Origin of the sequence: Bradyrhizobium genosp. A, from assembly GCF_049949275.1 — a bacterium.
Classification (GTDB): Bacteria; Pseudomonadota; Alphaproteobacteria; order Rhizobiales; family Xanthobacteraceae; genus Bradyrhizobium.
Genome location: NZ_CP188196.1, coordinates 6,268,994 through 6,282,951 on the forward strand (window position 1 = coordinate 6,268,994; position 13,958 = coordinate 6,282,951).

General features: G+C 59.3%; 9 protein-coding genes and 1 pseudogene. 4 read left to right on the forward strand and 6 right to left on the reverse strand.

Annotation, left to right across the window (positions count from 1 at the left end; all coding sequences use genetic code 11):
* Window positions 1–204: 204 nt before the first annotated feature.
* Window positions 205–693, forward strand: coding sequence for a hypothetical protein (locus ACP2YP_RS29410; RefSeq protein WP_426419730.1), 489 nt, complete (start codon window positions 205–207; stop codon window positions 691–693).
* A gap of 661 nt (window positions 694–1,354) precedes the next feature.
* Here the strand turns inward: ACP2YP_RS29410 and fabF are convergent.
* From fabF to ACP2YP_RS29425, 3 genes and pseudogenes are all read right to left on the reverse strand, one after another.
* Window positions 1,355–2,622, reverse strand: a pseudogene (fabF, locus tag ACP2YP_RS29415) (beta-ketoacyl-ACP synthase II).
* A 15-nt stretch (window positions 2,623–2,637) separates the two neighbouring features.
* Window positions 2,638–5,754 (reverse strand): efflux RND transporter permease subunit, encoded by a 3,117-nt coding sequence (locus tag ACP2YP_RS29420; RefSeq protein ID WP_426419731.1) that lies wholly within the window; start codon window positions 5,752–5,754, stop codon window positions 2,638–2,640.
* Complete coding sequence (locus tag ACP2YP_RS29425) at window positions 5,751–6,869, reverse strand: efflux RND transporter periplasmic adaptor subunit (protein ID WP_426419732.1); 1,119 nt, start codon at window positions 6,867–6,869, stop codon at window positions 5,751–5,753. The genes ACP2YP_RS29420 and ACP2YP_RS29425 overlap by 4 nt, the downstream gene beginning before the upstream one ends.
* Window positions 6,870–6,962: 93 nt before the next feature.
* Between ACP2YP_RS29425 and ACP2YP_RS29430 the strand changes: the two genes are divergently transcribed.
* The gene (locus ACP2YP_RS29430) at window positions 6,963–7,541 is read left to right on the forward strand and encodes a TetR/AcrR family transcriptional regulator (RefSeq protein WP_426419733.1); all 579 of its coding nucleotides are present in this window, start codon (window positions 6,963–6,965) and stop codon (window positions 7,539–7,541) included.
* Between the two features lie 440 nt (window positions 7,542–7,981).
* On the opposite strand, the gene ACP2YP_RS29435 is transcribed toward ACP2YP_RS29430, so the two are convergent.
* Window positions 7,982–8,572: a TetR/AcrR family transcriptional regulator gene (locus tag ACP2YP_RS29435; RefSeq protein ID WP_426419734.1), complete on the reverse strand. Its 591-nt coding sequence runs from the start codon at window positions 8,570–8,572 to the stop codon at window positions 7,982–7,984.
* 337 nt (window positions 8,573–8,909) lie between these two features.
* Here ACP2YP_RS29435 and ACP2YP_RS29440 point away from each other — a divergent pair, with 337 nt between their 5' ends.
* Both ACP2YP_RS29440 and ACP2YP_RS29445 read left to right on the forward strand, forming a co-directional pair.
* Window positions 8,910–9,758, forward strand: coding sequence for an alpha/beta fold hydrolase (locus ACP2YP_RS29440; protein WP_426419735.1), 849 nt, complete (start codon window positions 8,910–8,912; stop codon window positions 9,756–9,758).
* Between the two features lie 190 nt (window positions 9,759–9,948).
* Window positions 9,949–10,767, forward strand: a complete 819-nt coding sequence (locus tag ACP2YP_RS29445) for a dienelactone hydrolase family protein (protein WP_426419736.1) — start codon at window positions 9,949–9,951, stop codon at window positions 10,765–10,767.
* An 880-nt stretch (window positions 10,768–11,647) separates the two neighbouring features.
* On the opposite strand, the gene ACP2YP_RS29450 is transcribed toward ACP2YP_RS29445, so the two are convergent.
* Complete coding sequence (locus ACP2YP_RS29450; RefSeq protein ID WP_426419737.1) at window positions 11,648–13,132, reverse strand: catalase; 1,485 nt, start codon at window positions 13,130–13,132, stop codon at window positions 11,648–11,650.
* Window positions 13,133–13,251: 119 nt separating this feature from the next.
* Entirely contained in the window at window positions 13,252–13,893 is a 642-nt protein-coding gene (locus ACP2YP_RS29455) for an HD domain-containing protein (protein ID WP_426419738.1), read from the reverse strand.
* Window positions 13,894–13,958 lie beyond the last annotated feature (65 nt).

The following is a 13,958-nucleotide window of genomic DNA, read 5'->3' on the forward strand; positions in this document are numbered from 1 at the left end:
TGCATTCTGCAAAGCTTAGCTGGACGTGGCGCGGCAAGGCGGTCGAACTCGGCTTCGACACCAGCGGTCAGGGGCCGACAGTGCTTCTGCTGCCTGCATTGAGCTCGATCTCGACGCGCCGCGAAATGTGGCCGCTGCAGGAGCGTCTAAGTTCGCACTGTGTCCGTCGATTGGCCGGGCTTCGGAGACCAGCCGCGCCCCACGATGGATTGGACACCCGCGGCCTATGCGGCATTCCTGGAATATCTTCTCGAGAACGTGGCTGCTTCTCCGCATGCCATCATTGCCGCGGGGCACGCGGCAACTTACGCACTCGCTCACGCTCGTGCTCGCCCCGGGTCGTTGGGGCGACTCGTTCTGTTAGCGCCGACTTGGCGCGGGCCCTTGCCGACCATGATGAATGGACGTCGGCCGTTCTTCGATCGACTTTGTCGGGCCGTCGATCTGCCGGTGGTCGGACCTGTGCTGTACAGACTGAATGTCAATCGGGTCGTCGTTCGCTTCATGGCTGCTGGACACGTTTACGCCGACCCGGCGTGGCTAAGCGGCGAACGGCTGCGCGAAAAACTGACGGTCACCCGAACTCCCGGCGCCCGATATGCGTCGATCCGGTTTGTGACCGGTGCCTCGATCCGGCCGAAACAAGCGAGCGGTTTTTGGCACTGGCGCGGCAAGCGGCGATCCCGATGCTGACGGTTTATGGCGATCAAACGCCTCCACGATCCCGTGCCGAGATGGAAGCACTTGGCAGACGTGGAGGGCATGCAAAGCGTCTGCCTGCCGCGAGGCAAGCTCTCTCTGCATGAGGAGTTCGCTCCTGATGTCGCGGAAGCTATAGCAGAGTTTCTTGCACGGCCGTAATGTTTGGTCCTGCAGGGCTGAGAACGGCACGCGCAAGTGGCCGCCCCGGTGTGCAAGCCGTAAACTCGTACGTTCGTTTCGCTCTCAGGCACGGCCTGCGACTGCCTGCCGGGTGTGCGGCACACTCTTGTTTCGGTGCGGAAGGGATACTTGACCGACTGTTCCCAATCCCATTGTCAAAAGCCGGTGCGACGAGCGTAACCTTTCCGAAGCTCGATCGAACCGTTCCTAGCGGTGCCGCGCGATCCGGCGAATGCGCCGAAGGCACACATCATCACGTTCTTCAGCTCGCCGTCATTGTCTTGTCCATCTTGATCGAGAGATGAGAGCGGGCAGGTGCCGCCGCGCGTCGGGCTCCCATCGCGGACAGCAACTGACCAGCGTGCGCGACGCCGCGAACGTTCCGATTTTGATCCTGGCCCGATCCGCCAGGATGCGTGATCTATGGCCCTTTTTTTTGCATCGTACCGGTCAACTCTTCGAACTGCCGTCATCATTGTGGCCAGTCTCTGAACAGTACGCTCGCGTTCACACCGCCAAAGCCGAACCCGTTGGAGATGGCATATTGCGCCCGAATTGGGCGGGCGGCCTCAGCAACGAAATCGATGCCCTCGCCAGCGGCATCCGGGACCTCGAGGTTCAAAGATGGCGGTGCGATCTGGTCTCTCAGGGCAAGGATCGTGAAGATGGCTTCCAACCCGCCGGCGGCTCCAAGCAGATGGCCCGTGGCGGATTTTGTCGCGCTCACAGCGATCCGTTTGTCCGTCCCAAACACCGACTTGATGGCCTCGATCTCCCCGAGATCGCCGACAGGCGTCGAGGTCGCGTGAGCATTCAAATGCGCAACGTCTCGCGGCGTAATGCCAGCTTGTGTAATCGCGATTTCCATCGCTCGCCGGGCGCCCTCACCGTCTTCAGATCCCGAAGTCATATGGTGCGCGTCAGCGGTTGTGCCATATCCGGCGAGTTCGGCGATCGGTCGCGCACCGCGAGCTATTGCATGATCCAGGGCTTCGATGACAATGACACCGGCGCCCTCACCCATCACAAATCCATCGCGATCGGCGTCGAAGGGGCGTGATGCCCGCTCCGGCGATTCGTTGAAGCCGGTCGAAAGGGCGCGCGCAGCAGCGAAGCCGCCGAGGCTGACCTCGTTGATGCAAGCTTCCGCGCCTCCGCAGATGGCAATATCTGCCTCCTGGGCACGTATCAGACGCGCAGCATCACCGATAGCCTGCACGCCAGCGGCGCAGGCCGTTACCGGAGCACCTAACGGACTTTGAAGCCATGGCGGATGGAAATCTGTCCAGCAGCGAGATTCGCAAGGAACGACGGGACGGTGAACGGCGACAAGCGGCGCACACCACGCCGATCGACCGTCCGCACCGCATCCGTTATCGCGGGGAAGCCGCCGATGCCGGATGCGATGATAGTCGACGTGCGCTGCTTCTCGCGTTCAGTCGAAGGCTTCCACCCAGCCTGTTCAATCGCTTCATGCGCAGCAATCAGTCCGAACAGGATGAAGCGGTCCATCTTCCGCTGGTCTTTCGGGGCAACAACGAGGTCGGGGTCGAAGCCGGCTTCTCCGTCATCTCCCCGTCCGGGGACGACGCCGCCGATTTTAGCCGGAAGATCTTTGACGATCTCTTCTGGAAGCCTTCGAATACCGGACCGGCCAGAGAGGAGCCGCGACCAGGAAGCCTCAACGCCAGAAGCGAGCGGGCTCACGGCCCCCATTCCAGTGACAACTATTCGTCGCATATTCCCTCCTCGTCTCTACTCTGCAGCCACCGCAAACCCGGCCGGGCCATTTGCGACGTGGTCCGAGGGATAGAGTTCCTCTCCCGGACTCGGCTTGATTCTGAACCAGGCGACGTAGAGCGCTGGCAGGAAAAGCAGGATGAGCAAGGTACCGATCGCCGTACCCCCGATCAGCGTATAGGCCATCGAGCCCCAGAAAACAGAGTGCGTGAGCGGGATAAATGCAAGTACGGCCGCAAGTGCCGTTAGGATCACGGGACGTGTGCGCTGGACCGTGGCTTCGATGACCGCATTGTAGTCGTCGAGACCCGCGGCCCGGTTCTCCTTGATCTGCTCCGTCAAGATAAGCGTATTTCGCATCAAGATACCTGCCAGCCCGATCAACCCCAAGATCGCATTGAAACCGAATGGCTGATGGAAGATCAGCAGGATCGGAACGACGCCAACGAGGCCAAGCGGCCCGGTGAGAATAACCATGAACATGGTAGACATCGACCGGACCTGAAGAATGATCACGATCAGCATAGCCGCGAACATCGCGGGGAAGACCTTTCCGAGCGCGTCGTTCGCCTTAGTCGCCTCTTCGATAGAGCCGCCCAGCTCGATCCGGTAGCCATCTGGGAGCGACGCTATCAAGGGCTCAAGCGCCTTCATCACCTGTTTGGAGACTTCCGGTGGCTGGGTCTCCTCGTTGATGTCCGAGCGGATCGTAATGGTTGGGATCCGATCGCGGCGCTTCATGATCGGCTCTTCGAAGCGATATTCCGAATGCCCGATTTGATCGAGCGGAATCGGTCGTCCGTCGCGGCTAGACAGCGAGAAATCCGTCAGTCGTGTCGGATCCAAACGCTCAGCGCCGCCACTGCGTGCGACGACCGCGACGTTGCGGATGTTCTCACGAACTTGCGTGACCGTAACTCCAGTCAAAAGGAACTGCAGCTGCTGTGCAGCTTCGTTTGGCGAAAGCCCGATCAGGTTCAACCGGTCCTGATCCGGAATGAAGCGCAGCACCATGGCGCGATTACCCCAATCGCGGTTTGCCTGCCGCACGTCGGGCACACTGCGCATAATGTTCAGCGCCTTTTCTGAGATCTCATAGAGCTTGCCAGGATCTGGTCCGATGAGACGAAACTCCACAGGGAAAGGCGTATACGGTCCGAACACGAGCTGCGTGACCCGGATATAGGCCTCGGGTGCGAGCCCCTTCGCAACAGCGTCACGCAACGTCAGCTTCAGATGTTCACGTGTCTCTTCGTTTGCAGTCAGAATTACCATCTTCGCGAAGGACGGATCGGGCAATTCGGGAGCCATCGCCAAGAAGAAACGAGGAGCACCCTGGCCGATGTAGCTGCTCACGATCTCTGCTTCGGGCTGGCTCTTCAGCCAATTTTCGAGCTTCTCGACCGTCGCGGTCGTTGTTTCGATGCTGGTTCCCTCAGGCAAGCGGACTTCGACGAGGACCTCCGGCCGGTCGGACGTCGGAAAAAACTGTTGCTTGACTGTGCCTAATCCGACGAATGCCACGCCGAACGTGATCGCGACTGCAGCGCATGTCACATACCGGTGGCGTACGGCAAACGTAATGAGATGCCGAAGACGTTGATAGTTCGGTGTGCCGTAGATTGCGTGGTGACCGCCCTGGACGGGCTTGATCTTGGGGAGCAGCTTGACGCCGAGGTAGGGCGTGAAGATCACCGCGACCAGCCAAGAGATAATGAGAGCGAAACCAACGACCCAGAAAATGTTACCGGCATATTCGCCAGCGGTGGATTGAGCGAAGCCTACGGGCAAGAAACCGGCGATCGTGACGAATGTCCCGGATAGCATCGGTGCGGCGGTATGACTCCACGCATACGCAGCGGCCGTCACGCGATCCATGCCCTCTTCCATCTTTACAACCATGATCTCAATCGCAATGATTGCGTCGTCGACCAGCAAACCTAGAGCTAGGATCAGCGCGCCCAGCGTGATGCGGTCGAAAAAACGGCCGGTCTCCAACATGATGAGAAAGACGACCGCGAGCGTCAGGGGGACGGCTGCGGCGACCACGACGCCGACGCGCCAGCCGAGGCTTACCAGACTAACGAACAGGACGACGCCGAGCGCCATCGCGAACTTCAGCATGAATTCGCCCACGGCAGATTGGATGTTGACTGCCTGGTCGCTGACCTTGTCGAACCGCACGCCGAGCGGCAGCGTCTTCGCGATCGCCGCCGCCCGTTCCTCGAGAGCCTTGCCGAGTTCAAGACCGTTCCAGCCCTCCTGCATGACCGTCGCCAACATCAGCGCTGGCTCACCTTGGTGCCGGATGAGAAATGTAGGCGGATCTTCGTAGCCTCGTTGTATCTGGGCCACGTCGGACAGCTTGAGTGTACGCTGGCCTGCGACGATCGGAGTATCCGCGATGGTCTGCAGGTTGTCGTAGGCGCCGTCAAAGCGGATGAAGACTTGTGGACCCTTGGTGTCAATCGAGCCCGCCGGCGTAACTGTGTTTTGGCGGCGCAATGCTGCCGCGATGTCCTGGACGGAGATGCCGAGAGTGGCCAGTTTGGCGAACGAGAACTGAACGAAGATCTGCTCCGGCCGTTCGCCGAGGATGTTGATCTTCTTGATACCGGGTACGTGCAGCAATTCCTGCCGGATGGTTTCTGCCTGTCGCACCAACTCGTGCATGGGCATGCCCTTCGCCTTCAGCGCGTAAAGCCCGAAGGTGACGTCGGAATACTCGTCGTTTACGAATGGTCCAATAACCCCCGAGGGCAGATTCTTGGCCTCGTCGCCGATCTTCTTGCGTGCTTGGTAAAACTCCTCCTGCACCTTAGAAGGAGGGGTGCTATCCTTCAGAGTGACTGTAAGGAACGCGTAGCCGGGCCTAGTCATGGTCTCGACGCGGTCGTACCACGTGAGTTCTTGGATACGCTTTTCCAAGGGTTCTGCGACCAGTTCTTGCATTTCCCGAGCCGTGGCACCAGGCCAGACGGTCGTGACCGTTAGAGTCTTGACTGTAAATGTCGGATCTTCGGCGCGCCCCAGGAGCAGAAAAGCGAGGGCGCCGGCAGCAGCCAACAGCATAATGAAGAAAAGCGTTACCGATCGCTCCCGGACAGCGGTCGCTGAAAGATTGAAGCTCATTGCACATCCGCCTTCTGGATCGAGGTCCGGACGCTGGCGCCCTCCCGCAGGAGATGCGCGCCAAGTGCAACCACGGGCTCGCCCGCGTCGAGCCCTGTGACAAGGGCGTTGTCCTCACCTATGCGGCGAATCTGTACTGGCTTGAAGTGAACTGTAGATGTAGCCTTATCCACGACCCAGACGCCGGCCTTATTGCCGTCGTCGAAGATCGAGCCCACCGGCACCTCTATTTCCGCCCGGCTGGCCTTGCTTGCGATCCGGACCGTCACCGTGGCCCCCAGTGGAGCGAGCGCGGCGTCTCCGTCCAGGACGTAGCGGGCTTCATAGGTGCGTGTTTGGGGATCGGCCGCATCCGAAAGAGTGCGTAGGCGCGCGGACCATCGCTGTTTCTCAGAACCATAGACGCTTGCCAGGGCCTCGGATCCGATGGCTGGCCTCATGTTTTCAGGAAGAGCAACGATCGCCTCGCGCGGACCAGCGTGAGCGAGCCGGACAACCGTCTGCCCGGCCGCAACGACCTGGCCGGGTTCGCCCATCGTCTCCATGACTGTGCCGTCCGCATCGGCCGTAAGCGTGGAATAGGCCGCCTCATTCTCGGCGACTCCCGCTTCAGCTTCGGCCGCGGCGACTTGAGCTGTAGCGGTGTCAAGGGCGGCTTTCGCTTGCTCGTAGCGTTGATGAGTAGCGAAACCGCTTTGTATCAGAGCCGCATAACGCTTTTCATCCGCAGTCGCTTGAACGAGCGATGCACGCGCAGCGGCCGCGGTGTTGCGCTTCGCCGTCACGGCGAGGCGCAGATCGCTCTCATCGATCCGCATGAGAGGCTGGCCGAGCTTGACTTGCTGCCCGGCGTCCACGAGGCGTTCCACGATCTTGCCGGGGACCCGGAATCCAAGATTGCTCTGCACTCTCGCTGCAATGGAGCCGGTGAATCCGCGGCTATTGCCACCCACACTCGCCGCGTCGGCAACCTTAACGTAGGGAGGGATCGCTCGCGGATCGGTCTGCGGCGATCCACCGCTCGATTTGCTTGAAACGGACGCGATACCGGCCCCGGCTATGACCAAAACGGCCGCACAGAGGCTTGAAGTTATTAGAAGACGTTTACGTGTCATGGCAGTCACCTGGCTCTCGGGCCTATCTTTTAGATTACGTTCGTCATACATAAGATGGATAGATTACGATTGCAATCAAAACAGGTGTAAGGGATGCGGGTAACAAGGTCACAGGCCACCGAAAATCGACTGAGGGTTATTGACGTCGCGAGCCGCCTTTTCAAAGAGCACGGCTTTAATGGGATCGGTCTCAAAGATCTGATGAACGGCGCCGGCCTCACGCAGGGCAGCTTTTATAAGCAGTTCGAATCCAAAGAGGATCTGGCCGCGCAGGCATGCGAGCGCGCCATGCGTCTCGCCGCCGAACAATGGTCATCGATTGCGAGCGCGGACCCCGAGCGTCCTCTCGAATCTTTGTTCGACTTCTATTTGAGCCCAGAACATCGCGACCTACTCGGAGACGGTTGTCCGCTCGTTGCGTTAGGTTCGGACGTAGGTCGAGAAGGGCCGGCGGTCCGAGCAGCATTCGAAACAGGCATCAAAGCTCATCTCGATATCCTCGATGGCTACATGAGCCGCGATAATGGCGACGTTTTGCCAGGGAAGGCGATGGCCGTTCTGGCGACCATGGTAGGAGCTCTGCTGCTGTCGAGGGCTACAGACGATAAAAAACTATCTGAGGGGTTTCTATCGTCAGCCGCTGAAGCGATCAGCAAAGCTGAGGTCGCATAAGTCTCCAACGTCCACGTGATTGATCGGCTCCGTCGTGGGCCGCGACCGGGACGAAGCGGATGTAGCCTTCGCTGGATCGCGCCGCCGGGTTCACCGGCCAATCTGATGGCGCCGCGAGCCTTGATGGGGACAAGCAATGCGTTGCGGTATTTTACAGAATCGGGCCGTAATGGACGGTACGTGTGAAGCGGATGACCTCGCTAGCGCCGGATCCCGATCTCTTCGGCCAGAAGCTTGTTAGGCGTGAGTCCGGCCGTTGGACTATATCCAACGGCGGACGCGCTCTTGTTGAAATGCTTGAAAAGCTAGACGCAGCACGTTCGTCTCGCGATGACCCGATCGGTCGGCTTGCGGCGCCGCCGGTCGGCGCACTAACGGTTTTTCCTCGGCTCTTCCCTCGCCATAACCGACCGGACGACAGAACATCGGTGGCAAACCGGCTAGCGTTCCTTGCCAGCTCGGCGCTGGGAAGACCTGAGACTCTCCTTGAGATTAACTTTGAGGATTTCGTCAGCGAGCTTATTCGCATCCGGAATGGCTCTCGAAAGAACGACGGCGCCAACAGCTTGTGTCAGAAGGATGATGGCCAGCTCGCGGCGCTCTCGTCCGACTTCTCTACCATCGTTACCGAGCGCCTTGTCCAGTCGACTGATCCAATTTTCGATTCCCTCCGCGAATATTTCCTTGACGTCGTCATTCTGATGGGCCGCTTCTCCACCAAGAGTCGCGGCCGGACAACTCGTTGCTACCTCGTCGCGATGCTGACGGGAAATATACCGTCGTATGATGCCATCGACGCTTTTGATTCGGCCGGTCTCTTCATCAAGCTTCTTGAAAGCGGCGTTTGCCGCTGCTGCCGCAAGTTCATCCTTTGACTTGAAATGATTATAGAAACCGCCATGGGTGAAACCAGCCGCCTTCATAAGATCGGCAACACCTATGCCATCGAAACCATGCCGCCTAAACAAAGCAGCTGCGGCTTCAACGATCTGGTCGCGGTTTTCTTGAGCCTTTTCCTTGCTGATGCGCATTTCGTCCGCCAACTAGCCAAGTACGCCCGGCAACTTGCCACGGCAATAGATCATGCACAATAAGTATGACTATCATCGTAACTTTCAAGGACCGGCGCCTCGCATCGTCTTTTGCAGCGGAAGCCTGGATGTCTGTCGCGTCGGAATCGAGCTCGATCCACGCTCCTCAGAATTGCACTCGATTGACCGATTTGTTTCGCGCCACGAAGAGCAGCTGCTTGCCAAAGTGCTTGCGATTGACCTTCAAAGCTAACTTAATAGTGATGATCATCATCATTGACATTATTGCGTATGACCATCATTATAAAATCGCCAACAATCCAGAGGAAGAATCGCTATGACCGAGACCCACCTCTCCGCGAAAACTCAATTCAAGGAAATCAACCGGACCCGCTATGCCTATAGGCGCTGGGGCAGGAAGGGCGGCACACCCCTTTTTTTCATCCAGCATTTCCGCGGCGGCATGGACCACTGGGATCCGCTCATGACGGATGGACTTGCGGCAGGCCGGGAAGTCATTCTGTACGACGGGAGAGGTGTGTCCAGTTCTAGCGGCGAAACACCGGACCGGTTCGAAGTGATGGCGGACGAGGCCGCAGCTTTTATTCGCTCTCTTGGCCTTTCCCAAGTTGATATCGTCGGATTTTCGATCGGCGGCATGCAAGCCCAGGAGATCGCGTTGCGCCATCCGGAACTGGTCCGGAAATTGATGCTTCTCGGCACCGGTCCGCGCGGGATGGACCCCTATGTTGATCCGCGCATGCCCGCGGTGGCGTCAAAGCCGGTCCATGAGGCAGACGATTTCGTTTTCCTTTTCTTCGGCGAGTCGGAAGCTGCGAAGAAGGCCGGGCATGACTTTTGGGCAAGGCGCCATCAGCGTACGGTAGATGCAGATCCCCTAAGCTCAGAGCAAACCGCGCAAGCGCAGTGGGCAGCATACCAGGATTATCTCAAACCTGTCGGCGAGAAGCCTTACGCTCATCTGAATGCGATTAAGCAGCCGACGCTGATCGTAAACGGCAACAACGACATCATGATTGCCACGATCAACTCGTTTTACATTCAGCAGAACATCCCAAACTCGCAGCTCATCATCTATCCAGACTCGGGACATGGTTCGCACTTCCAGTATCCAGAGCTCTTCCTGGAACATGCGAAGCTTTTTCTGGATGGCAAACGGAAATAGCGCCGTCGGAAGGAAATAGGAGCCTTGCTGCTCTCAGTCTGCCTCGTTTCCTTCTGGGTATGGCCCAAGGCGCGACTGGCAGGAACCGAACGCGAGCTCCTATACGACCGCTACCAACGACTTCGTCTCTCGCTTGGCGGTTGGGCCAAGCCAGAGATGCAAGCCTCGCTAACGACAAGGACGCCATAGTATGCAGACAAGAAAACTCGACGTGTATGATCCGCTCGAAGATTTCGAGCCGCGCAAAGTCTCGCTGAATGAGACCACAAAAATGGTTCATGTCTCGGGCGACGGACCGGCGGTGATCGTACTTCCGGAAATACCAGGCATCACTCCACACGTCGCACGCTTCGCCCGATGGGTGAGAGAGGCGGGCTTCACCGTCTATGTGCCATCGCTCTACGGTCGTGACGGCGAGCCAGCAACCGCAGAAATCGGGGAAGCCATCTTCAAGCGTGCCTGTGTAAGCGCAGAATTTCGAGCCTTCGGCGCTGGAGGTTCGAGCCCGGTTACCAAGTGGCTTCGGGCATTGGCTAAGCTCGCGCATGAGGAGTGTGGCGGCCCCGGTGTGGGCGCAATCGGCATGTGTTTCTCGGGCAACTTCGCGCTCACCATGATGCTCGAGCCCTCGATGCTCGCGCCTGTACTATCGCAACCCGCTCTGCCATTGGACGTAGATGGTGGCTTGGAGATTGCTCCCGATGAGCTCACAGCCGTCAGGGAGCGGCTCGATCGGGAAGACCTTACCGTGATGGCGTACCGATTCGAGGGCGACCGCTTCTGCAAGGCCCAGCGCTTCGCGGCGTACCAGGAAGCTCTTGGCGATCGTTTTATCGGCCGCGTCCTTCCCGACAGCGCGGCCAATCCCGATATGCCCGATTTCTCGGAAAAGGTCGTGCAGAGTCCTCACCATGTCGTGACGGCTCATCTCATCGACGAGGAAGGCCAACCTACCCGGAAGGCTCGCGACGAAATTCTTGCATTTTTCGTCCGCCGGCTCGTGTCATAGTACCCGCCGGCTCTACGCTGTTCTCCCGCGGCTTCCAAACCTTAAAACGGAAACATCAGCGTCGCGGCCCGATAGCGATTCGCGACGCTTCCGACTCTCGCGCCAGCGCGGAGGCGACCGTCGCCCTTTGCTCGCAGACTTTTGAGCGCTTGTGCAGTGCGTCAGTACCACCCGAAATGCCAATGGCAACGCTTCGAGACGGGGCGAAGGGAGAGCTAACCGTGCGGCGGGGCGGAGCGATCCTTCGGAGCCCGCTGTAGTAGCGAGTCACACGCGGTCGTGGGGCGTGCCCGAAACGTCCGGCATTAATCTTATACCTTCCGCAATCCGCAGAATTCTTCCGCGTAGAGCTTGCGCAGAGCACGGCCGTCATGCGCACGACTAACTCTTAAGCCGCACTGAGCGCCCTACCCCGGCGGCCCATCTCACTTCATCGGACTGGCGACGAGGCTCACTCACCCTCGTTAGTTTTTCCTTGATCTCCTCGCACTCATCAAGCACAAACCGTCCTACAACCCACTGAAACTTAGACCGTACTCCAAATCCAAGCTGAACAAGATCTTCAGCGCGCTGCGGCCAAGAGGCGCGTCAACGTTCGTTCGCGAGTAGCGGGGCGCGACCGGGGCAGAAGCCATCAGGTTCGGATACCTGCATGCCGAGGCAGTCCAAAAACCGCACGTGCACCGGTAGGCAGCCTGCCGAGGACTCTCTCATTATCGGCGTGTTGGGAGATCCGCCAGGTGTGATTTCCCTGGGGCAAAGCTTTGGCGGATGACGATGACGGTGAAGGAAACAGGACAATTGAGCCCACACGTGCTTTTTACAGGCACTGCGCCGGCGCGTCGCGGCGCAGTGCTGGTCCAACCAGTTTGTGCCCTGGTTATTCGGTAGAAGGGCGGCTGCTTCCAACGGAGCGGACGGCGGCCAGACGAGAGAGAGCTTCGCGGACGCCGGCCCCGTACTCCGGATCGGCCTTGGTGCAGTTGGCGATGTGGCGCTCTTGGATGTGGACGGCCGCACCGCCCACCTGGCGCGCGGTGTTGTCGAAAAGTGTCTGGCGTTGGGCCGGATTCATCTTACGGAATAGATCTCCGGGTTGCTGGTAATGGTCGTCGTCGACCCGATGATCCCAATGGGCGGCCGCGCCTTCGATTTCAAGCGGCGGCTCGTTGAGATCGGGTTGATCGGTCCATTCACCCCGGCTGTTGGGGAAGTAGGTCGGAGTGCGGCCGAGATTGCCGTCCGTGCGCATCGCACCGTCGCGATGGTAGCTGTGGACTGGGCATTTCGGCGCGTTGACCGGGATGTGGTGGTGATTGACGCCGAGGCGATAGCGCTGCGCGTCTCCGTAAGAGAAAAGGCGCGCCTGGAGCATTTTGTCAGGCGAGAAGCTGATGCCCGGCACAACGTTGGCCGGCGAGAACGCGGCCTGCTCGACCTCGGCGAAGACGTTCTCAGGATTCCGGTTCAACTCGAAATAGCCAACCTCGATCAGCGGGAAGTCCGCCTTCGGCCACACCTTGGTGAGGTCGAACGGATTGAACGGAAATACCTTGGCTTGCTCGTCCGTCATCACCTGCACGGACAGCGTCCAGCGCGGGAAATCACCCCGCTCGATGCTGTTGAACAGATCACGCTGATGGGTCTCGCGGTCCTTGCCGACAACAGCCTCGGCTTCCGCGTCGCTCATGTTCGCTATGCCCTGTTGGGTGCGGAAGTGAAACTTCACCCAGGTACGTTCGTTGGCGGCATTGATGAAGCTATAGGTGTGGCTGCTGAAGCCGTGCATGTGCCGGTAACTTTTCGGAATACCGCGCTCGCTCATGACGATGGTGACCTGGTGCAGCGCTTCGGGCAGGAGCGTCCAAAAATCCCAATTGTTGTCGGCACTGCGCATGCCGGTGCGCGGATCGCGCTTGATGGCGTGGTTGAGGTCGGGGAAGCGTAGCGGATCGCGGAAGAAAAACACAGGCGTATTGTTGCCCACCATGTCCCAATTGCCCTCCTCCGTGTAGAATTTGAGCGCAAAACCACGGATATCGCGCTCGGCGTCGGCCGCGCCGCGTTCGCCGGCGACCGTCGAGAAACGGGCGAACATCGGCGTCTGCTTGCCGACCTCCGAGAAGATCTTCGCCTTGGTGTGGCGGGTGATGTCATGCGTCACGGTGAAGGTGCCGAAGGCGCCGGAGCCCTTGGCGTGCATGCGCCGTTCGGGAATCACCTCGCGGTCGAAATGAGCGAGCTTCTCGATCAGCCAGATATCCTGCAGCAGCGCCGGGCCGCGGCGTCCGGCGGTTTGGATGTTGAGGTTGTCGCTGACGGGCGCGCCCGTCGCGTGGGTCAAATGTTCTGGCTGGTCACTCATGGGATGCTCCTGTTTGTTAGGTGATAGTTGGATGCTGCTGTCTAAACCCGCGGTCTCCAGAATCGCACGTGTTTGCACGTGTCGATTTCAGGATCGCACGACGATCGTGCAGACACTGATCAGCCGTGCCAGGCGGAGCAGCGGATCACGCTGCAGAAATTGCCACGGTGAAAATGCGGCTCCTTGTCGGCAATGACATCGGCCTTGACGTTGCCGAAGGTCGTGTCGGGCCTGTGTTTGATGCCGTCGTAGAAGGCCTGGATGATGTCTTCCTTGAATTGCGGGGTGCGCGGAAATGCGCTGACGACGCTCTCCCGCTCTTTATCCGTATATTGCTTGTAGGTGAGCCCGAGCACGTCCATCTCCACACCGGCGGTGACGAGGGCGACGACGGGATGCATGTGCTGAGGCACGCCGGGCGTGGTGTGGAGCGCGATGGCGGTCCAAACCGTATACGCGTCCGCATCTGGAATGCCGTGGCTCCGCAGGAAGTTTCGCGCGGCGTGCGCTCCGTCAACTTCAAAGCGCTCGTCTTTGCTGCCGTGGGCCGGCATCAGGCCGATGTCGTGAAACATTGCGCCGGCATAGAGCAGTTCGCGATCGAACTTCAGGCCGCGGTGGACGCCGGCCAGCGCGCCGAACTGGTACACTCGGCTCGAATGGTTGAAGAGCAACTCCGTCTCGACATCGCGAATGTACTCGGTGATGGCGCGTCCCAATTTGCTGTCGGGAATGGCGGCGGCTTCGACTAACTGGCTCATAGCTCTCTCCTAGAGTTTCTACCGGCGGCCACGATAAATCGGAGCTATCTTGTCCTCAATCGACG